General features: G+C 59.1%; 17 protein-coding genes. 12 read left to right on the top strand and 5 right to left on the bottom strand.

Going from position 1 to position 20,824, the window contains the following annotated elements; translation table 11 throughout:
* Nucleotides 1-18: 18 nt before the first annotated feature.
* Complete coding sequence (locus C1711_RS05255) at nucleotides 19-759, bottom strand: GntR family transcriptional regulator (protein ID WP_102338098.1); 741 nt, start codon at nucleotides 757-759, stop codon at nucleotides 19-21.
* A gap of 235 nt (nucleotides 760-994) precedes the next feature.
* Between C1711_RS05255 and C1711_RS05250 the strand changes: the two genes are divergently transcribed.
* From C1711_RS05250 to C1711_RS05200, 11 genes are all read left to right on the top strand, one after another.
* Nucleotides 995-1,762, top strand: coding sequence for a BtpA/SgcQ family protein (locus C1711_RS05250; protein WP_234346274.1), 768 nt, complete (start codon nucleotides 995-997; stop codon nucleotides 1,760-1,762).
* The gene (locus C1711_RS05245) at nucleotides 1,763-2,233 is read left to right on the top strand and encodes a PTS sugar transporter subunit IIB (RefSeq protein ID WP_102338097.1); all 471 of its coding nucleotides are present in this window, start codon (nucleotides 1,763-1,765) and stop codon (nucleotides 2,231-2,233) included.
* 43 nt (nucleotides 2,234-2,276) lie between these two features.
* The gene (locus C1711_RS05240) at nucleotides 2,277-3,044 is read left to right on the top strand and encodes a PTS mannose/fructose/sorbose/N-acetylgalactosamine transporter subunit IIC (RefSeq protein ID WP_102338096.1); all 768 of its coding nucleotides are present in this window, start codon (nucleotides 2,277-2,279) and stop codon (nucleotides 3,042-3,044) included.
* Nucleotides 3,028-3,915: a PTS system mannose/fructose/sorbose family transporter subunit IID gene (locus C1711_RS05235; RefSeq protein WP_234346271.1), complete on the top strand. Its 888-nt coding sequence runs from the start codon at nucleotides 3,028-3,030 to the stop codon at nucleotides 3,913-3,915. The genes C1711_RS05240 and C1711_RS05235 overlap by 17 nt, the downstream gene beginning before the upstream one ends.
* Nucleotides 3,916-4,268: 353 nt before the next feature.
* Nucleotides 4,269-5,378, top strand: a complete 1,110-nt coding sequence (gene purM / locus C1711_RS05230) for a phosphoribosylformylglycinamidine cyclo-ligase (RefSeq protein WP_102338095.1) — start codon at nucleotides 4,269-4,271, stop codon at nucleotides 5,376-5,378.
* On the top strand, nucleotides 5,368-6,120 hold the full coding sequence (purN, locus tag C1711_RS05225) for a phosphoribosylglycinamide formyltransferase (protein WP_102338094.1): 753 nt from the start codon (nucleotides 5,368-5,370) through the stop codon (nucleotides 6,118-6,120). The genes purM and purN overlap by 11 nt, the downstream gene beginning before the upstream one ends.
* Before the next feature lie 100 nt (nucleotides 6,121-6,220).
* Nucleotides 6,221-7,447, top strand: a complete 1,227-nt coding sequence (locus C1711_RS05220; protein WP_234346269.1) for a peptidylprolyl isomerase — start codon at nucleotides 6,221-6,223, stop codon at nucleotides 7,445-7,447.
* A 72-nt stretch (nucleotides 7,448-7,519) separates the two neighbouring features.
* A complete protein-coding gene (locus C1711_RS05215; protein ID WP_102338093.1) occupies nucleotides 7,520-7,966 on the top strand; it encodes a GatB/YqeY domain-containing protein in 447 nt (148 codons plus the stop codon).
* 268 nt (nucleotides 7,967-8,234) lie between these two features.
* Entirely contained in the window at nucleotides 8,235-8,612 is a 378-nt protein-coding gene (locus C1711_RS05210) for a GntR family transcriptional regulator (protein ID WP_102338092.1), read from the top strand.
* Nucleotides 8,613-8,631: 19 nt separating this feature from the next.
* Nucleotides 8,632-9,624 (top strand): ABC transporter ATP-binding protein, encoded by a 993-nt coding sequence (locus C1711_RS05205; protein WP_234346267.1) that lies wholly within the window; start codon nucleotides 8,632-8,634, stop codon nucleotides 9,622-9,624.
* A complete protein-coding gene (locus C1711_RS05200) occupies nucleotides 9,624-10,334 on the top strand; it encodes an ABC-2 transporter permease (RefSeq protein ID WP_102338090.1) in 711 nt (236 codons plus the stop codon). Before C1711_RS05205 ends, C1711_RS05200 begins: the two co-directional genes overlap by 1 nt.
* Nucleotides 10,335-10,564: 230 nt before the next feature.
* Here the strand turns inward: C1711_RS05200 and C1711_RS05195 are convergent, their stop codons facing one another.
* Complete coding sequence (locus C1711_RS05195; protein WP_102338089.1) at nucleotides 10,565-12,985, bottom strand: LTA synthase family protein; 2,421 nt, start codon at nucleotides 12,983-12,985, stop codon at nucleotides 10,565-10,567.
* A gap of 282 nt (nucleotides 12,986-13,267) precedes the next feature.
* On the opposite strand from C1711_RS05195, the gene C1711_RS05190 reads away from it, so the two are divergent.
* Entirely contained in the window at nucleotides 13,268-14,050 is a 783-nt protein-coding gene (locus C1711_RS05190) for a nitroreductase family protein (protein ID WP_102338088.1), read from the top strand.
* 229 nt (nucleotides 14,051-14,279) lie between these two features.
* Here C1711_RS05190 and C1711_RS05185 read toward each other — a convergent pair whose 3' ends face one another.
* The 3 genes from C1711_RS05185 to rlmKL all read right to left on the bottom strand — a co-directional run bounded on the left by C1711_RS05185 (nucleotide 14,280) and on the right by rlmKL (nucleotide 20,698).
* The gene (locus C1711_RS05185) at nucleotides 14,280-15,329 is read right to left on the bottom strand and encodes a hypothetical protein (protein WP_159060061.1); all 1,050 of its coding nucleotides are present in this window, start codon (nucleotides 15,327-15,329) and stop codon (nucleotides 14,280-14,282) included.
* A 463-nt stretch (nucleotides 15,330-15,792) separates the two neighbouring features.
* Nucleotides 15,793-17,829: a KUP/HAK/KT family potassium transporter gene (locus tag C1711_RS05175; protein ID WP_102338085.1), complete on the bottom strand. Its 2,037-nt coding sequence runs from the start codon at nucleotides 17,827-17,829 to the stop codon at nucleotides 15,793-15,795.
* A gap of 88 nt (nucleotides 17,830-17,917) precedes the next feature.
* The gene (gene rlmKL, locus C1711_RS07675; protein ID WP_108722517.1) at nucleotides 17,918-20,698 is read right to left on the bottom strand and encodes a bifunctional 23S rRNA (guanine(2069)-N(7))-methyltransferase RlmK/23S rRNA (guanine(2445)-N(2))-methyltransferase RlmL; all 2,781 of its coding nucleotides are present in this window, start codon (nucleotides 20,696-20,698) and stop codon (nucleotides 17,918-17,920) included.
* Nucleotides 20,699-20,824: the final 126 nt, after the last annotated feature.

Below are 20,824 nucleotides of genomic sequence, written 5' to 3'. Positions count from 1 at the left end.
GCGTCCTTCGACTTCGCGCTACCCGCGTTCTCTGCGAGTGCGTACCGCGTACACGTAATGCGACGAGTCGATAATCTGCTCGTTGGCGTAAATCGGCACACCTGCCTGGTCAAATGCAATCTGGTAAACCTCGAGCAGCGGGGTGTTGGCATCAGATTCCAATAGGCGTGCAATTTCCGGCCTCGCGCCAAGTACGGAAAAATACTCTTCCGTCTCGCAGGCATCGAGCCCTGCGCTTTCGTGGATGATTTTGAGCAGCGACTTGTCAGTGAGATCCATATCCAGCAGATAATCGAATACTCGGGGCATGTAATCAACCTCAACGATGCACGGCTCGTCGTTGACAAGGCGTACGCGTTCGATTCGAAGAATGAGGTCTGTTTCGAGATCGAGGCTCAGGGCTTCGGCAACGCGTTTCGGTGCGCGGTCATGGCGGATACCTACGATTTTTGTAGATGGGATACCGCCAATATGCTGGCACGTCTCGGTGAAACTACCCGAGAGGAATACGTTCTGCGTATAGGTCTGCGGGCGAACGTATGCACCTTTTCCCTGTTTTTTAATGATGACCTTTCGCGCCTCGAGCTCGGCGAGCGCCGCCCTAATGGTGTTGCGACCCACGCCGTACATGCTGATGAGTTCTCGCTCGGCAGGCAGTTTTTCTCCCGGTTTGTACTGCCCGGTGTTGATTTTGCTCAGCAGATCCTCGAATACCTGCTCTTGCAGGGTGATAGCTCGGGGAAGGACAAGGTTCATCATGCTCCTCACGGGATAGAAAAACGAGTTCAAAAGCTGTCTAAATACCGCATATCCGTTATTTTCGACCGCTCGCAGGGATTATACCTCTTTTTACTTATTCCATCATATACCATAGCAGAACAAGTTGGGATAAGTTAAACGGCGAGAGAAATTCGTAACAACACAAAGGCGATGTAGCCCGCGTCGTTTACACAGGCAGCCCTAATTGGAAATGGAGCTCAGGAAGGGAGCGCACATGACCACAGTAGAAACCCCGATGACCCCGATGCAGAAGTTCGACGCCGCATTTGGCGTGAAGAAGCCGATTTTCGCCATGCTGCACCTCAAGGGCGACAACCACGACGCCGTGTTCGAGCAGGCCAAGCGCGAACTCGACATCTACCTCGAGGGTGGTGCCGACGCCGTGATCGTCGAGAACTACTACGGTGGTTACGAGGACATGGTCCGCATGCTCGACTACATGAAGGACGAGCACATCGACACCCGTTTCGGTATCAACTGCCTGCGTTTTGACAGCTTGGGCTTCCATCTTGCCCGCACGTACGGTGCAACCTTCGTCCAGCTCGACTCCGTGATCGGCCACGTCGACCCCAAGGACGAGTCCGCTGAGGCGGCCTTCCTCGAGCATGAGCGCTCTTCGTACGACGGCCTTGTCCTCGGCGGCGTGCGTTTCAAGTATCAGCCGATGAAGTCCGTCAACCCGCTCGATGTCGACCTGCAGATTTCCAAGGGTCGTTGCGATGCCGTCGTGGTGACCCAGGACGCCACCGGCCAGGAGACCTCGATGGACAAGATAAACGAGTTCCGCGCTGGCTTGGGCGAGTTCCCGCTGGTTATCGGCGCGGGCGTGACCCCCGATAACGCTGTCGCCGGCTTCTCCGTTGCCGACGCCGCCATCGTGGGCAGCTATTTCAAGGACACCTACAAGGACACGGGTGACGTGTGCCTCGATCACGTCCGTACGTTCATGGTCCGCATGCGCGAGATTCGTGAGGAGCTGTAAATGATTACTGTTTTGCGTGTTGACCACCGCCTGCTGCACGGTCAGGTTGCGTTCTCCTGGATTAAATCCACCAACTCCGATTGCATCCTCATCGCATGCGATGACGTGGCGGGTGACCACCTGCGCATGTCCGCGCTCAGGATCGCCAAGCCCGATGGCGTGAAGCTCGTCATGAAGAGCGTCGAGGATTCGATTGCCGCCATCAACTCGGGCGTTACCGACAAGTACCACCTCTTCGTGATCGCGGATTCAGTCGATACCGCCTACCGCCTCATCAAGGGCACCAAGGGCATCACCGAGCTGCAGCTCGGCGGCGTGAAGATCGAGGAGGGCAAGCGTGCCGTGGCGAAGGCGGTGTTCCTCTCCGACGAGGAGCTGGCAAAGATCGCCGAGCTTACCGCCGACGGTGTTCGCTGCTACGCCCAGATGATTCCCGAAGAGGTTGTAACCGAGCTTACCGGCAACGAGTAACTCAACTCCCGTAAGGAACAGTTCGAAAGGAAAGGAAAAGAACATGTTTGTTCAAGCTGTGCTCGTTTTTCTGATTGCGATGCTAGGCTACGGAACCTATGCACTCGGTAGCTCGCTGATCCATCGCCCGATTGTCATGTGCGCCCTCATGGGCGTGGTCTTGGGCGATCCCGTTGCCGGCATCCAGCTCGGTGCCGCCCTCGAGCTCATCTGGCTCGGCTCCATGGCCGTTGGCGCTTCCAACCCGCCTGACATGGTTGCCGGCTCCATCTTCGGCTCCGCCTATGTCATCCAAGCCGGTGGCGACGCTGGTGCCGCTGTCGCTCTCGCCATCCCCATCGCCATCTTCGTCCAAATGCTCTGGAACACCATCATGGCAGTCATCGTTCCGTTGGTTGCCGCTCGCGCCGACGTGTATGCCGAGGAGTGCAACGACCGCGGTATCGAGGCCATGCACTGGGCCGGCACGTTCATTCCGTTCGTCATCCTTTCCGCGCTTGACACGTTCGGCTTCGTTGTGGGCGTCGGTGCCGTACAGGGCATCATGGATGCCGTTCCCGCTTTCGTGATCGATGGTCTGAACATCGCCATGGGTATCATCCCCGCCATCGGCTTCGCCCTGGTTGCCCGCATGATCGTGAGCAAGAAGACCATCTGCTTCCTGTTCCTCGGCTTCCTGCTCGTTGCCGCGGGTGGCATGAACCTCGTGAGCGTGACCGTGGCCGCTTTGATCCTCGCCGCCATTCTCGGTCTCAACATCCAGACCACCGCTGTTGCTACGGAGGCTGTTGACGATGACAACGAGTTCTAACGATATGCCCAAGGCAACTGAGACTGATACTGAGATGGGAGCGGAAACCGCTATGACCGAAACGAAGAAGATCACCGACAAGGAGCTCCGTCAGATGTTCTGGCGCTCCTGCATGCTCGACAGCTCCTGGAACTTCGAGCGTCAGCAGAACCTCTGCTATTCCTACGCGATGGTGCCCGTTGTCCGCAAGCTGCATGAGCAGGGTTCCGAGAAGATGAAGCGCGCTTACGCTCGCGGCCTCGACTTCATGGCCATCACCCCGCAGCTGTCCACGCTGCTCATGGGCATTAACGCCGCTATGGAGGAAGAGAACGCCAACAACGAGGACTTCGATGACACGTCCATCGCCGCCGTCAAGACCTCCCTCATGGGTCCGCTGGCCGGCATCGGTGATTCTCTCATCGCCGGCACCCTTCGCGTGATCGCCACCGGCATCGCCATCGGCTTCTCACAGCAGGGCAGTTTCCTCGGCCCGCTGCTTCTGCTCTTGGTGTTCAACATCCCGGCGTTCGCCATTCGCTGGTTTGGCCTGAAGTGGGGCTACAAGCAGGGTTCCTCGTTCGTGCCCACCGCCGCTGAATCCGGCATCATGGAGAAGGTCACCTACCTTGCGAGCGTCGTGGGCCTCATGGCCATCGGCGGTATGGTTGCCAGCTATGTTGCACTCGACCTGTCCGGCGTCATGATCGGCTCCGGCGACTTCGCGACGCCGCTGTCTGAGTACTTCGACATGATCATGCCGTGCCTTCCGCAGTTGTTCGCGTTCGGCCTGATGTATTGGGCCATCGGCAAGAAGATGAAGAGCACCACGCTGCTGATGCTCACCATCGTCGTGTGTATTGCCATCTGCGGCCTTGCGGCACTGCTGTAAGTTTTTCCCTGGCGGGGTGTCGTGTGGCATCCCGCTTTTCGTGTTTTCAGGGTTGATGACGGGCGCATGGGTTTCTGTGTTCGAGTGGAATCCCGTATGTTCCGTGTGCCCGTCTCGCGCCATCGTCTCGCATTCGAGACTCGCATTATGTATCGCATGCAATCGATTTGAAAACTTTGGGCTGTTTTGGGCATTTGGGGATTTCCCTCAGCCCTCAGATGCTTAAAAACAGCCCTATTTTGCGCGAGCGTGGGACGTACGTTTAAAACACAGAAGCACTTGTTAGAATAAGGGCGAAACATCTGCGGTGCGATACAAGACGGGATAGCGCCGCACGAATGAAAGGGTTTGGAATGAGCGAGAACAAGAAGCAGGTCACGTATGCCGATGCAGGCGTAGACACCGCCGAGGGCGGCCGTGCGGTCGATGCCATCAAGCAGATGGTCGCCGAGACCAACCGCCCCGAGGTCATCGGTGGTATCGGTGGCTTTGGCGGCCTGTTCTCCGCCGCCGCGCTTAAGGACATGGAGGACCCCATCCTTATCTCCGGCACCGACGGCGTGGGCACCAAACTCGTGCTCGCCCAGATCCTCGATCGCCACGAGACGGTGGGCCAGGACCTCGTCGCCATGTGCGTGAACGACATCCTCGCCTCCGGTGCCGAGCCGCTGTTCTTCCTCGACTACGTCGCCATCGGCCACATCGAGGCCGAGCACATGGCCAAGATCGTCAAGGGCGTGGCCGACGGCTGCAAGCTCGCGGGCTGCGCGCTCGTGGGCGGCGAGATGGCCGAGCACCCCGGTGTCATGCGTCCGGACGACTACGACCTGGCCGGTTTCACGGTGGGCGTCGTCGATCGCCCCAAGATGATCGACCCCGCTAACGTGCGCGAAGGCGACGTGATCATCGGCCTGCCCTCTACGGGCGTCCACTCCAACGGCTACTCTCTGGTGCGCAAGGTCATCGGCGTTGACGGCATCGTTCCCGGCACCCCCGAGGCCGCGGCCAAGAAGGCCGAGCTCGAGAGCATCCAGGTTGCCGAGGGTCTGTCCCTGGCCGACGCGCTGCTCGCCCCCACGCGCATCTACGTGAAGCCGATCCTCGAGCTGCTGCGCGGCGAGGCGGGTTCCAAGGTCCACGCCATCGCCCACATCACGGGCGGCGGCATTACCGAGAACCTCAACCGTGCGCTGTCCTCGGGCGTCGACGCGCTCGTCGAGCGCAACGGCGAGGCCATGGGTTGGGACGTCCCGCCGGTGATCACCTACATCGCCAACGAGGCCGGTCTTTTGCCCAACGAGGCGTGCAAGACCTTCAACATGGGCGTGGGCCTCATGCTCATCGTCGCCGCCGAGGACGAGGCCGCTGTCACCGAGGCGCTGGTTTCCCTGGGCGAGAAGCCGTTCCGCGTGGGCACCTGCGTTGCCGGTTCTGGAGAAGTGAAGTACACCGATGAGCAGTAACGACAACGCCATGGAGGACGCCGTCTTGTCCGAGCTCGACGCCGCAATCCGCGTAGCTGGGGCCACCGCCGAGGAAGTCCCAGCCATGCCGAGCAACAACGATATCCAGGCCGAGCGCGCCGCCGACGCCAGCGAGCCGTTGCGCATCGGCGTTCTGCTTTCCGGTTCCGGCACCAACCTCCAGGCGCTCATCGACGCCATCGACGCGGGTACGCTCAACGCACGCATCACGCTCGTCGTGGCGAGCCGCCCCTCTGCGTACGGACTCAAGCGCGCCGAGGCCGCCGGCATCCAGACGCTCACGCTTTCCAAGGAGATCTACGCCGACCCCATCCAGGCCGACGAGGTTATCGCCCACGAGCTGCTCGCCGCGGGCTGCGACTACGTGATCATGGCCGGCTACATGCGCATGGTCCATGCACCGCTGCTCGCCACGTTCCCCGACCGCGTGGTCAACATCCATCCCGCGCTGTTGCCGAGCTTCCAGGGCGCCCATGGAATCCAAGACGCGTTCGATCGCGGTGTCAAGGTGACGGGCGTGACCGTGCACTTCGCCAATGCGGCGTACGACATGGGCCCCATCATCGCCCAGCGTGCGCTCGCGGTCGAGGAAGGCTGGGACGTCGATACGCTCGAGGAGCACATCCACGCCATCGAGCACGTGCTGTATCCCGAGGTCGTCCAGCTGCTCGCCGACGGCAAGGTGCACGTGAACGAGGATCTCACCGTCTCCATCGGCTAGTTTGGGCGTTTACGCTCGATAGCGCTAGAATAGCGGGCGATCGAATGAAGTCGGGCGGAGAGCTCCGTTCGAGAACCCACATGAAAGGGGGCCATGCCCCATGGCCGACAAGATTAAATCTGCAAAGCGGAACGCGCGCGTCAAGCGCGACCCAAAACCCGAGGCCGCGCTCACAAAGGCGCAGGTCAGGCAGGCACGCAAGGAAAAGCTCTCCAAGGGCGGCAAGATCGGCCTGGCAATTGTAGGCATCGCCGCCATGCTGCTCTCGGTGACCGCCATGGCGTGCTCGGGTGTACTCAACCAGGCGTCCGACTCGCGCGACTACGAGCTCACCGGCGGTGTCGCCGCCACGGTGAACGGCGTCAACATCAAGGAAGACACCATCACCACGCAGATTATGGCAATCCGCCAGTCCGGTTACGAGTCAGACGAGGATTGGGCCACCTACCTCGCCGGTCAGGGCCTCACACCCGAGACGTACCGCGAGAATCTGATCAACAGCTACGCGCGCCAGTACCTCATTTCCGAGGCGGAGCGTGAGTATAACGTCACGGTGTCGCAGGACGAGATCGACGAGCAGTGGAATGGCGTCGTCGCCGGCTACGGCGGCGATGAGGACGCGTTCCTCGAGATTCTGACCCAGATCGGTTACACCAAGGATTCGTATAAGGAGAGCCTCAAGAGCTCGCTTGCCGCCGAGAAGCTCAAGGAGGCGGTCGCCCCCGCGAAGGATCCGAGTGACGAGGACATCATCGCCGCGCTGAACGACAGCCTCGACACGTACAACGGTGCGCGTCGTTCTTCGCACATCCTGTTCAAGGTTACCGAGGACGCCACCGACGAGGAACGTGCCGAGATTGAAGCCAAGGCGCAGCAGGTGCTCGACGACATCAACAGCGGGGAGATCGAGTTCGCCGATGCCGCCAAGGAGTACTCCGAGGACAGTTCCGCGGAGAGCGGCGGCGACGTGGGCTGGGATAAGCTCAGCACGTTCGTCGACGAGTACCAGGAGGCGTTGTCCGGGTTGTCGAAGGACCAGGTGAGTGGCCTGGTCAAGACGACGTACGGGTACCACATCATCATGTGCACCGACATGTTCAACATCGACGGCGAGGTCACCTCGATCGACCAAGTACCCGAGGATATCAAGACGACGCTTTCGGATTCGCTGAAGACCGAAAAGCAGGGCGAGGCGTATTCCACATGGCTCAACGAGTATGTTGAGAAGGCGGACATCAAGATCAACGAAATGCCCGAGAACGTGCCGTACAACGTGGACATGAGCAAGGCGAAGGCGCAGGACACGGGTTCCGCTTCCACCGAGTAGATTGAGGGACTGACGTGCTGGCGCTGTCGTACTGGCAGGCCAGCACGTCGGCATTTGATAGAGGAGATTCATATGACATACGAAGATCTGCATACCCAGATGGTTGCGGCCATGAAGGCCAAGGACAAGGTGCGCTTGGGTGTGATTCGCCTAGTGCTGGGCGAGCTCAAGAACGCCGCCGCGCGTGGGGCCGCACACGACATCACCGAGGAAGAGGTGACGGCGCAGATCAAGCGCACGCTCAAGCAGACCAACGAGACGCTCGAGATGTCCGAGAAGGCCGCCAATAATCCCGAGCGCACGGAGAACCTGCGCGAGCAGGTTGCGGTGCTCGAGGGGCTGCTGCCCGCCCAGGTTTCGGGCGACGAGCTCGTCGCGCTCATCGAGCGGGTCATTGCCGAGGTCGGCGCCGAGTCAAAGAAGGACATGGGCCGCGTGATGGGTGCGCTCAACAAGGCAACCAACGGCAACTTCGACAAGCCCGCCGCCGCCAAGGAGATCGGCGCACGACTGGCGTGAGATATACCTGACGCACGCCCGTGCGATTGGCGCACAATTTGAATAAGCATCTTTTCATAGAGGCTGGCCGTCCGGTCGGCCTCTTTGATATTGATGTTTGGTTGCGATGGGGATTCGGTCAGATTGTCCTTGCATTGTGTATAGGTGTGTATATACTGTACTTATCGAGTATATACACTATGCTCGGCCGCAATGCATATGAGACGTCGTTTGCGTTGCGCGCACCCGTAGGGGACGCCTTGCGGGGAGGCAGGAAGGATTCTATTTCGTGGAAATCATCATCTCGAGCTCCAGCTCACGCCCCATCTACGAGCAAATCACGAGCCAGATCAAAAACCAGATCATCGTTGGCGAGCTCAAAGCGGGGGAACAACTTCCGTCAATCCGCTCGCTCGCCAACAGCCTGCGCGTGAGCGCCATCACGACCAAGCGCGCGTATGCCGATTTGGAAGCGGCTGGGTTTATCGAGACCGTTCAGGGCAAAGGCAGCTTTGTTGCCGGAGGAAACGCGGAGCTCCTACGGGAGGAGCGACTTCGAGAAGTTGAGGGGCACCTTGTGCGTGCAATCGACGCCGCCGGTGCCTTGGACCTGACGCAGGCGGAGCTCATCGAGATGCTTACCATCCTTTTGGAGAGTGACGACTAACATGACGAGTACATTAGACGTGCAGCGAGAACAAGTGGCGGCGGGAAGCGCCCTTATCGAAGCCCACGGGTTGACCAAGCACTACGACGGTTTTACGCTCAACAACGTAACGTTTTCCGTGCAGGCGGGGCAAGTCGTGGGGTTTGTCGGCCAGAACGGCGCGGGCAAATCGACGATCATCAAGGCGCTGCTTGGGATTATCGAGCTCGACGCAGGTGAGGCGCGCATTTTGGACGCGCCCTCGGCGAAGCTCGCGCACGATGCTCGAGCGGCCGCTGTCAAAGAGCAGATCGGCGTGGTGTTCGACACGGTTTCCCTGCCTGGCCAGTTGAAGGTCGGCGAGGTTGGTGAAATCATGGCACGCGCCTACCGTTCTTGGGACGCGCAGGTCTTCGAGGGACATCTCGAAACGTTTGGTCTCGATGCCGGCAAGACTGCCAAGGCGCTTTCGCGCGGCATGGGCATGAAGCTCGGCCTTGCATGCGCGTTGAGCCATCACCCCCGCGTGCTTATCCTGGACGAAGCGACGGCGGGACTCGACCCCTTGGCACGCGATGAGGTGCTCGACATGCTGCGCGAATTCGTCGCCGCCGAGGACGAGCGGGGCAATCCGCAAAACGCGATTCTCATGAGCAGCCATATCACGAGCGACTTGGACAAGATCGCAGATCAAATCATCTGCATAGACCGGGGCGAGATGGTCTTTGCGCTCGCAAAGGACGAGATCACCGACATGATGGGCATCGCTCGGTGCCGCGCGGCGGAGGTCGAGGACGTTGTGCAAAGCGGCGCGCTGGTCGGCGCTCAACCTCGGATGCTGCGCCATGATTACGGCATCGACCTGCTTGTTCCCAATCGGTTCGTGTTTGCCCAGATGTATCCGAATATTCCATGCGACCACATGACCATCGACGACTATATGGCGTTCATGCTCAAGGGGTCTACAGGTTTGGAGGGTGCTAACCAACCCGACCGCCCGCAATCCGCCATCTCAAAGGGAGACGATCGATAATGAAGCGTGCATTTGCCATTGAGGCGATTGTGTTTTCCAAGTACATCCGCCAGATGTTGCTCTCTGCGGTTTTTGTCGCATCTTGCCTGGCTGTGGGCACCGGCTCGATCATCGGGGCGCCGATGACGGTATTCATGATGCTCACGTTTGGCATGGTTGCGAGCTCGGCCGCGTACGATGAGCAGAACGGGTGGGCGACGTATCGCTTGGCAATGCCCATGAGCAGGCGAGATGTGGTGATCGGCAGGTACGCGTTCATCCTTGCCGCCTCGCTTGCGATTTCTGGGCTGTTTGCCGTTGCCGGTTTGGGCCTTTCGGCGCTGGGCCAGGTTGTGACGCTTCCGGAAATCTTGGACACCGTCCTTCTCAAAAACGGAGATGACCTGATGGCATATGCCGCTACGAGCGCAGTGGGTGTCTGCACGGGCTTGCTCCTTGCGTCGTTCTGCCTCCCGATGTTTTTCAAGCTCGGACAGACCAAGGCGACCCATTGGTTGCCGTTCGCCATGGTTCTCGTCACAATGTCCCCGTTTTTCGTGATGCAGGGCCTTGGGGAAGACACGCTGGCTTCAATCATGCAGCTTCTCAACTATGTCCAAACGCCTGCGGGCATCGGCGTGATGACAAGCGCGTGCCTGGGCGTCTCCGTTGTCGTTTATGTTGCGAGCGTGTGCGTGGCAATTCGCTTCTATGAGAAGCGCGAGCTGTAAATACAGGGCAGGTGCAGGGCGGTCATCCCAAACGGGAGCGGGCCGAACGCAGCCCTGTCGTTCGACAACTCGCATAAACAGTATGGTGCTGTCCGCAACCATCTGTTGGGGCATGCGGGTTGCAGCGAAGAGCTGGTCGACCATCCAACCAGAAGAATCCGCGGCATGTAGGTCCACAGGGACCTCAAACCGCCGATTGTGCGGCGATTCGGGGTGTTGCCAGCCGTGCGCTACTTAATCTGCGTGGTGCCCGGCGCCAAATTCGGATCCGTCTCATTGGCTGCGCTCTGATGCTGCTTGGTGTAGACGTCCTTGCCGTCGCCGAACAGCTTGTAGTATTGGATGGTTGCCAGCTGGTCCCTTGCGGTGGCCGCCGCGAGCGCATTGGGTCCCACGAGGGCGTCCCTGCCGCTGTTGGACAGGTACCACGTTCCCGTGCGGTCCTGGAAACCGGTAGTGTTGATCGCCGGCAACGCGTCGCGCAGCGAAAGCTGTGCCTTCTGATAATCGGACAGCGGTGCGCCGATCAAACGCATGAGCTCCGCGCCAAGATAGTTGGTTGAAAGGTCATTCGTGGCGCTCGTCTGGCTGTTGCCCTCGACGTCGTAGTTCGCCCAAACGATATAGCTCGTCTGCCACAGTCGTTCGGCGTGCGTCACGCTGTCCTCGCCCACAAACCACTGGTCGTTGTACCTGTTGGGGAAGTACGGCTGGTGGTCGCCGAAGAACACCACAATGACCTTGCGGTCGAGCTGGCGCAGCTCGCCGATGAACTTCTCGAGCGCGCGGTCAGACTCCTCGATGAGTGAAAGGAACTCGTTGATCTCGGGATCCGCGACGCCGTCGATGTAGTACTGCTGCAGCACGTCGGCCGGCAGCAGGCCCGTCTTGTAGCCCGAGTGGTTTTGCATGGTCACGTCGAAGATGAACTGTGGATCGGGGTTGTTCTTGATCAGCTCAAGTGTCTTGTCGTAGGTGGCTTCGTCGGTCACCATGCCGCGCAGCGTGTCGGCACCTTGGAAGTCCTGAATGGCGAGGAACTCGTCGAAACCAAAGCTACCGTACACGTTCTCGCGGTTCCAGTTGGTGGCATGGTTGGGGTGCATGGCCACGGTGTGGTAGCCCATGTCCTTGAACTGCGCCGCAAGGTTTTCGGTTTCCTGCAGGTCATAGATGGTGTACGGATACACGCCTGAGCCGAGCATGGCCATAGAATTGCCCGTGAGGAACTCGAACTCGGTGTTGCAGGTGCCGCCGCCGTATGCCGAGACGTACAGCTTGCCGCGGCTCAGGCAGTCGCTCAGACTGTTGAAGAACTGCGGTCCCTGGTAGTTGGCGTGCATGTTCTGGTAGATGGAAAGGTCGGAGAACGTTTCGTTCATGATGGCGACGACCACCGGCTTTTCCTCTTCGAACTGCCCGCTCGCCGCGATGTATTGCGTGTCGGCGGACAGGACATCCTCATCAAAGCTCGTAGCCTTTTGCTCGAGCAGCTGTTTGGCGCCGTCAACCGAATAGTTTTCGGGCACAGGCGGCTTGATGGTCTGGGCAGACGAGATGAATGTGGGGATGAAGCCCTGACGGTAGTAGCTCTCAAGCGGGCGCCACGTGTACACGGTGATGTTGAGCATGTGATAGTAGTCGATAAGGATGACGTGTGCCGTCACGCCGCCAAGCAACGCAAGTGCGAGAAGCAGGTTGGTGATGAGCAGCTTGCGGTCACGCGGCTCGCCCTTGGGCTGGGCGGTGCGGAACTCCGTTGCAATCGAGCACAGCAGCAGGGAGACGGCGAGCAGCGCCATCGCGTACAGACCGAATGCGGTGAAGACGAAAGCGTAGCCACCACCGACGGCGGCGGCAGTGCGAAGGGCGGAGAGGTCGGCGGGGGAGATGGGCATGGATTTGAACAGGATGACGAAGTACTCCGCCATACCAATACCCCAGAACACGAACGCGGCAACTCCCGCGCCCGCTCCGCGGCGCTGGAACAGATAGTACAGCCCCATCATGATGGCGGTGATAATTGACCATTCAAGCAGGATGCACAGGGGATATGCCCAGGTAAGGTCGTGGTTTGAAGGAGTTTCGAGAGCGAGCATGGCAAACAGGCCAGCAAGCATGAGAACGATGGTGCGCACGGAAGCGGGACGGCGGAGGAACTTGGCCGCCGCATGCGCGTACGAACGCAGCGAGCGACGGAAACGTGCGACGCGCGTGAGATCCTCTTCACGCGTAATGCGGATGGCACATTCGTCGTACTTGGGGCACGAAGCGCAGTCCGGGCGGAAGGTCCGCTCAGAAGCGAGCTGCTGCTCTTCGGTCTGCACGATGCGGTCGAGCAAGGCGCACACGCGGTCGCGTCCAAAGCTCGCATAGGCGCAGGCTGTGAATACGATATTCGCGATGATGGGGGACAGGATGTCGTCGGGAGCGAGCCCAAGGACGCCCAGCGCCGCAACGGCGAGATGTAGCAGGTAAAACACGACTCCTGCAGCAAGGCCGTTGCGCGCGGATACGCGCTCGGGTGCGTCTGCGGCGTTCTCGACATCGCTTGCTGCGGCGGCGACAGCGGCTGTGCGGCGACGCATTTCGCGCGCACCCAGCAGGATGGATGCGGCGAGTCCAATCAGCGAGATAACGGTGGTAAACATGCAAACCTCTTTAGGCCAATGTTCGTTTTAGCGTGCAATCACATGGAACTGAATCGTTTTGCCCAAGCGTTTGCAGCGCGTGGAATTTGTCGCGATAACGGACGATATGATACCCATCGTTTGTCTAGTTTTTGTTGAAAACCGCCGCTCAGACCATGTTTCCATAGACATGTCCATATATCTTAAGAAGGGTTTATCGAATTGCCGCAGCAATCTTATGTCCGCGGTGCGCTCGTTGGGCGCCTTTCTTTGAAACAGAAGCCGCAACGAAGGGAGATCATCATGACGTCGCATGCAGAAACGCTCGAGCTCATTGACCGTCGTACGTCAACGCGTCGATTTGATACCGAAAGCGAAATTACCGATGCTCAACGTGAGGCGGTACTTCATGCCGCTTCGCGCGCCCCGACTGCAGGCGCCATGATGATGTACTCCATTATCGACATTCGCAGTCAAAAAACACGTGACCGTCTTGCAGTTTTGTGCGACAACCAGCCCATGATCGCCAAGGCTCTCTGGGCGCTGGTGTTCGTGGTCGACTATTGCAAGTGGATTGACCTGTTCGAGCACGTTGGGTGTCTTGATGGGGAGGATAACGGCGCTGGTTCCGATGCGGCTGCGCATGCACGCCCCGGCTTGGGCGAGTTCGCCATTGCCGCACAGGATACCGTTGCCGCGGCACAAAACGCCGTGATTGCGGCCGAGGCCGTGGGATTGGGAACTTGCTACATCGGAGACATCGTCGAAAACGCCGAGGAGGTTCGCGAGCTGCTCGATCTTCCTGTGCACACGGTGCCGCTATCAATGCTCATTTTGGGTGTTCCCGCACGTGAATGGCCAGTGACACCGCATCCTGTGGCAAACCTTGTGATGTCAGAGCGCTATCGCCGCGCCGACGAAGCGATGCTCGATGCGCAGGTCGCCGAGATGGATGCGATGTTCCGCCCGCACGCCACTGAACCGGGATCCCGTGTTCGCGACATTTTCAATCGCAAACATACGAGCGACTTCATGGCCGAAATGAGTCGCTCCATGGAGCTTTGGCTCAAAAACTGGATCGGATAGCCTGTTTTAAAGACGTAGCTTGGCATCTCGTTGTGTGAACGGGCGCTTTTGCCGCGCCCCACTTTGCATACTGTCCAAAATCGACGGTTGTGTGTCGATTTCGGGCAAAGGCCCGACTAGAGGCAAAAACCTCGGCCGTTTTACCTGCGCCTTCGTCTTCGGGAAGCCCCTGTCTACTCGAGGCCCTCATTGAAAACCCCACACAACCGTCGATTTTGGGTGAGAGAGGCTATGTTCCAAGCGTATTCCAGTCGATGAAAAGTTCCTGGCGCAACTTGCGCTCCAGTTCGCTGTCGCTGCATTGATTCCTTCGTTTTTTCACCCCAAGTTTGTGGGCTACCAGGTCGCTTACTGCATTAAAGCTACTTGGTGAAACGATTTGCTTGTATGTAATGGGGATGACTTCAATGCCCATAGAGCTGAGCGCAGTTATTCGATCTGAGTCTGAAATGAATGAGGTGGAGTCGTTATGGACAACCGCTCCCTGGCATTCGACATCAACAGGAGCGTGTTCGTCGTCGCCCTCCCAAAAGAGGTCTCCGTAACAACGAAGTTTTGGATACACCAGTTTCGCCTGATGGGTTAACCTGATTTCTGCATTGTTGGAAAACCCAGCTAGATTTTTCCCTCCCTTCCGGCGGGGCAGCCTCCAAAGGAGAGACAATTGCGCCTCGAATGGTGAGGCAGTAATGCCCGTAACGGCCTTCACGGCGCTCCGGAATTTCTTGCTTCCATATAATCCTTGTATAGTTTCGGCGTAATCCCTAAGCTCGTCCAAGTCAACAAGAGGAGGCCTGCGCCAAAGATCTGTCGGCTTGTTCGATGAGTCTTTGACGCGTTCCCAACCAAAATTGCGTGGAAATACCCGTTCAGTCTCGGAACGTCTCAAAGCTTCTTCAACATGAGAGGACGGCTTGAATACGCTGAATGTCCCGCAGAATTCAAACATTGCCATTGCAAGATGCGTTTCAGAAAGTTTTGGCGCAAGCAAAAGTAGGGTGAAAAGTGGTGAGGTGACTTGCACGTCATGCATGGTTTCCCTTATTGCTTCAGGCGGGAATGGCTGACTCCAGAGTTGCGTGAGAACAGCCAGGTTCTTTCTGCGATCTTTTTTATCAGTAACCAATATGTGAAGCGGGCTGCCAAGAATCTCCTGAACAAGGGGGTGTTGGAGTACGTCATGTTTCTTTACGCTCGTCAACGGTGGGCACAACATAAGTACCTGAGGGGGAATCCTATGAAAACGAAAAGCGCTCAGACCGCAAAGAACCTCGTCCATGGTTTCTTCCTTCCAGGAAAGGCGGGACGAGAATAATATCATCTTAAATTAATTAACTTGCAGAATTTAAGATTGACTTAATTGGTCGGTACCAAAATCGACGGTTGTGTGGGGATTCCGGGCAAAGGCCCGAGTAGAGGCAAGTTCCTCGGCCGTTTTACCTGCGCCTTCGTCTTCGGGAATCCCCTGTCTACTCGAGGCCCTCATTGAAAACCCCACACAACCGTCGATTTTGGTAACGAGAGAATATGAACGGGGAGAATCAGCCTAATACAGGGGCACAGGGGCGATTTGTCCAGACAACAGAAAGGCCGACCAAGAGGTCGGCCTTTCTGAGGTGAGCAGCGAATTAAAGCATCGCGTTTAAGCAGAAACAGCTCGTCTCTTGATTTGGGAGGAAATGCCATGCTACCGCGGTTGCTTCCTTTCGCTCAAGTGGGCTTAGCCCGCGGAGATGCCCGGACTACTCAGCAATTTCCACGCGCTTGATGTGGTCGACGTGCTTGAACTTGGTGAACAGCGGCACGTATTCATACAGCACGTTGGAGTTCTCCAGGCCAAACCACTGCACGGGCGAGCCGGCGAAGCGGCGGATCGCGTACTTGATGGCAATTGCGCGCGCATCGGAGGGCTCCACGTCGCTTTCGGGCGCAAGCGTCTTGCGAATCATGCAGAACTTGAACGAACCAATGGAGTTCGGCTCCTTGTACACCGAATACGGGCTGACTTGCGCAGGCAGCTCACCCGAGGCGCGCAGGTCGCCGACGATCTGACGCAGATAGGCGTTCACGCGCTGGTTGACCTTGTAGCCCAAGTGCAGATGCACGCGGAACACGTAATCGGTACCGTAGTTTTCAACCGAGTACTCAAACGTGTGCGGCTGGTCGGTGACCTCGACATTCAGGAACCAATACGCGTTGGCGCGTTTGGGATGTTTGTCGAAGATCGAGTACAGGATGTCGCGGTCGAGCATGTCGGTTGACGTGCTGTTGGTGAGGTATACCAGGTTGTCGCAGAGAACTTCGTAGGAGGAGTCGTTGCGTAAACGACCGAGCTGCTCAAGGTACTTGCGCACCGGCAGCATGGTGTACTGGCGACGCTCCACGCGGCTGCCGTTGTACCAAGCCACCATGACGGACATGATGAGGGCCGCCAGCAGGATGGTGAAGTAGCCGCCGTGGAAGAACTTAGTGAGTGAAGAGATGAAGAAGAAGCCCTCAAGCGACACGAAGAACACCACGAAGATCCAAGGGAACACGTGAAGCTTGCGTACGCCGTGCAGGTAGAAGAAGAGCAGCAACGAAGTGCAGATCATCGTGATGGTGATGGCGAGGCCGTAGGCGGCCTCCATGCGCGCGGAGCTCTGGAACAGCAGGACCACGAAGGCACAACCGACCCACATCACGTTGTTGACCATGGGGATGTAGAGCTGGCCCTTGGTCTCGGCGGGATAGAAGACCTGCATGTGGGGCATGAGGTCGAGGCGGCTTGCCTCGGATACCAGGGAGAACGCGCCGGTGATGAGTGCCTGCGAGGCGATGATGGCGGCGCAGGTGGAGAGGATGACGCCGAACGGGCGCATCATCTCGGGCAGCATCTGGAAGAACGGGTTGAGGTCGTTGATGGCGAGCAGTTCGCTATTGCCCGCGTTGGCGAGCAGCCATGCGCCCTGGCCCAGGTACGAAAGGATGAGGCAGGTTTTCACGAACGGCCAGGTAGCGTAGATGTTACCGCGGCCCACGTGGCCCATGTCGGAGTAAAGCGCCTCGGCGCCGGTGGTGGCGAGGAAGCAGCTGCCCAGAATCATGATGCCAGCGGTGTTATGCGGGCTCAACAGGAACGCGATACCGCGCACGGGGTTGAACGCTTTGAGCACAACGGGGTTGGCCAGTACGTAGACCAGGCCCGTACCGCCCAGGAAGAGGAACCAAAACGTCATGACCGGGCCAAAGGCATGGCCGATCTTGGAGGTGCCGGCGCGCTGCACCGCGAACAGGATGCAGACGATGACGAGCGTGATGATGACTACGCGCATTTGGTCGTCGCCCATGATGTTGTGGATCGCGTCGATGGTGCGCAGACCCTCGATTGCCGTGGTGATGGTCACCGCAGGAGTGAGCACGCCGTCGGCGAGCAACGCGGCGCCGCCGAGCATGGCGGGCACGATGAGCTTTTTGCCATAGCGGCGAACGATGCTGTAAAGGGCGAAAATGCCGCCTTCGCCATGGTTGTCGGCCTTGAGCGAGATAAGCACGTACTTCACGGTGGTCAGGAGCGTGACCGTCCAAATGACGAGTGAGAGCGCGCCGAGGATGAACTCCTCGGTAACCGTCGCGATGCCACCCTGGCCGGCAAGCAGCGCCTTCGTGACGTACATGGGCGACGTTCCGATATCGCCGTACACCACGCCGAGCGTGACCAACATCGCGCCAATACTCACCGGGATTGCGCCATGCGCATCGTGCTGCACGGACGCAGCGGAATCAGTTGTCTGTGACATCGCTTCCTTCTTCTGTCAAAAAAGCGAGCTCCGCACGGTTCCGGGGCCCGATATTAGCGCACTAGTATAGCCCTTTCCAGCGGAAGCGCTATATCCTTCGCACGATATAACAACGGTGGATTCGCTTGTTGCGCGCGAAGTCCTCCGGGATGGTTTTCTCCGTGATGTCGACGAGTTCGACCCCGGCGTTTTCCAGGGCGTCGAAGTCGGGGCGGAACGTGCGCAAATTGCAGCTGAAGATGGCCTCGCCGTCGCGTTTGAGCAGGTGCGAAAGGCCGATGAGCAGCTCTACGTGGTCGCGTTGGACGTCCCAGGTTCGTTGCCCCATCTTGGACGAGTTGGAGAACGTGGGCGGGTCGCAGAAGATGAGGTCCCAGCGGTTGCGTGTGCGCTGCATATCACGGATCCAGCTGAGCACGTCCGCGCGGACGAAGTGGTGCTCGGGACCGGTAAAGCCGTTTTGCTCCATGTTGCGCTCTGCCCAGTCGAGGTAGGTGTTCGAAAGGTCGACGGTCACGGTTTCCTCAACGCCCGCGTCGGCGGCGTAACAGGTCGCGGTGCCCGTGTAGGCAAACAGGTTGAGGAACCAGCGCCGACCACGTGCGTGCTCGCGGACGAGTCCGCGCGTGATGCGGTGGTCGAGGAAGATGCCGGTGTCCAGGTAGTCATCGAAGTTGACCGCGAAGGTGAGGCCACCCTCTTGGATGAGGGGCAGCTTGCATGTACGGATGTCTTGTAGGGCGTTGTTGGCGCCGTGGGGGTTGGAGCCGGGACCGCCGAGGCGGCTTGAACGGGTGTTTGATGCGGCGTTTCGTGCGCGATTTGGGGCCTTGCCGTTGCGAGCGTGGGCGTTTCCCGCCTGTGAGCCCTTTCTGTATTGCGAGCCGCCACGCGAGCGCGTGCGCGCTTTGGCAAAGACGTTTTCGGGAGCGATACCCATGATGCGCGGGGCGATGGTTAGCATGTCGAGCATGCGCGCCTGTGCGAGCGCTGGGTCGACCGAGGACGGAGCCGCGTACTCGGCGATGACGAGCCAGCGGCCTGGGGTGGCGGGGCAGCCCTCGTACAGGTCGATGGCGGCGGAATAGTCGGGCAGGTCGGCGTCGTACACGCGGTAGCAGCTGATTCCCTCGCGTTGCGCCCACTTGCGGCGCTGCTTCGCCACCTTGCGCAGACGGCGCGCGAATTGCTCCGACTCGGGGATGAGCACGGGGCAGGGCGTTCCGTCCCCAAGGTCGATGATTGCACCAGTGGCGGGATGCTGTTCCTGCGTTGTTGCGGCATGAGCTTGCTGCCGCGTTGCTTCGGTGTCCTGCGGCGTCGCCTTCTCTACACCAGTCGAATTCCGTTGCTTTATCGGCATTTCAGGGGCATTTGAGTTCTCAAAATGCAGAAAATCCAACGGATTTTGAGGTTGGGAAGTGGAGGCTTGAGAAGCGAAAGGTTGGGAAGCGGAGGTTTGAGGAGCGGAGGCGGAGGTTCGGCAAGCATCGGGAGCGAACGTGAGGATGCGGGCCTCCGTGTTGTTGGGTATGACGTCAAGCACCGCGGCGGGCTTCGTGCCCAGCGCGCGAACAAGCATGTCATCGCGTGTGAGAGCGGAGAGGCGCGCAGGCGCGAGCGCGTCGCTATTACGCAGGTCAGCGGCGAGGGCGAGCAGCGTGGAAAGATGTTTGATGGGGGTTTCGGTTGTGTCGGCAACAAGTGCGGTTTGGGCGGGGACGCTGGTTACGATTCCGTTTTGTTCAAGCGCCTCGAGGATGGTCGGTGCGCCAGCGGGAACAAAGCGCACGTAACGGGCGTAACCGGCTTTTCGTACGAGGCGACGGGCGAACTCGACGGAGCCGTTGTCGGAGTCAGCTGCGACGATGAGGGCACCATTGTCGGCAACTCGGCGTGCCGCCGCCTGCGCTCGCTCGTCTGCCTCATCGAGCAGCATGCGCCATATGTCGGCGTCGTAGCGGCGCCAACCCTCAAATCCCCAATGCGTACGCTGCATGCCCGGCGCGCGGTCGAGCAGCATGTTTGCAGCTTCAAGGACGATGCCGCCTCCTGCGCAAGAAAAATCGACGAGCGCCAAGGGGGTCGTCATATCCGCTGCGTCTGTAGTGCTTGCGTTGCTCTCGCTGCGTCCGCGTTCCCATGCTGCATCCGCCGTATTTGCCGCGCCACTTCCGTCACGCGCGCTTGCATCTGTCGCATCGTTTCTGCCACGGGCATCCGAAGCATCTGCCGCATCTACCGCATGGCTTCCGTCACGGACTCCCGTGCCTATCGCAGTAGTACACGCGCTGTACCAGCCTGCTTGCGACAGCACGAGCGCGGCGTAATCGGGACGCAGTACGTGGGCAGCATTGGAACTGGAGCGCGTTGCCTCACGCGGCAAACGCTTGAACAGCGGATCGCCCGAAAGGTCGAGGTGCAGGCTCGCTCGCTCGCCACGCAAAGAGAGCAGAATTCGCGCATCCGGATGCTCTACGTCAACATCGGGTCGGCGGCCCGTTTTCTCAGCCAGGCGATCGCAAATTGCATCCTTCACGCACAGCGCGGAAAAATGAGAGTTTCGTAGCTCGTCAGTGGTGCCACGTGCCGCAACGGCAATGGTTGCACCCGGTGCGAGATGCTGCTCCCAGGCAACTTCACGTGCACCGGCATACAAGCTATCGGCATCGAAGCAGTCAAAACGGTCGAGCAGCACGAACACGCGACTTGCCAAACGCGACCACAGGCAAGCCCGATACGCGTCCGACGTTTCACCTGTAAACGTCACGCGGCCCTTGAGTCGACGAACCTGGCGGAGTCCAAGGGCGCGCAGCTCATCCGCCAATGCGACCTCAAAGCCTTCGGGACAACTTGCATAAAACTCCATGGCAACCTTTCGGGTTCGCGCGGGTTTGATTCGATGCGTTTAATTATAAAGAGCCGTGTTGGAATAGAAGGGAGGCGCACTGGAATACGGGCACTTCCTCACAATGGTGCATCAATGCGCGTGTCT

The organism is Collinsella provencensis (assembly GCF_900199705.1).
GTDB classification, from domain to species: Bacteria; Actinomycetota; Coriobacteriia; order Coriobacteriales; family Coriobacteriaceae; genus Collinsella; species Collinsella provencensis.
The sequence above is the reverse complement of the archived record's forward strand: the minus strand, read 5'-3'. Positions and strand labels throughout refer to the sequence as shown.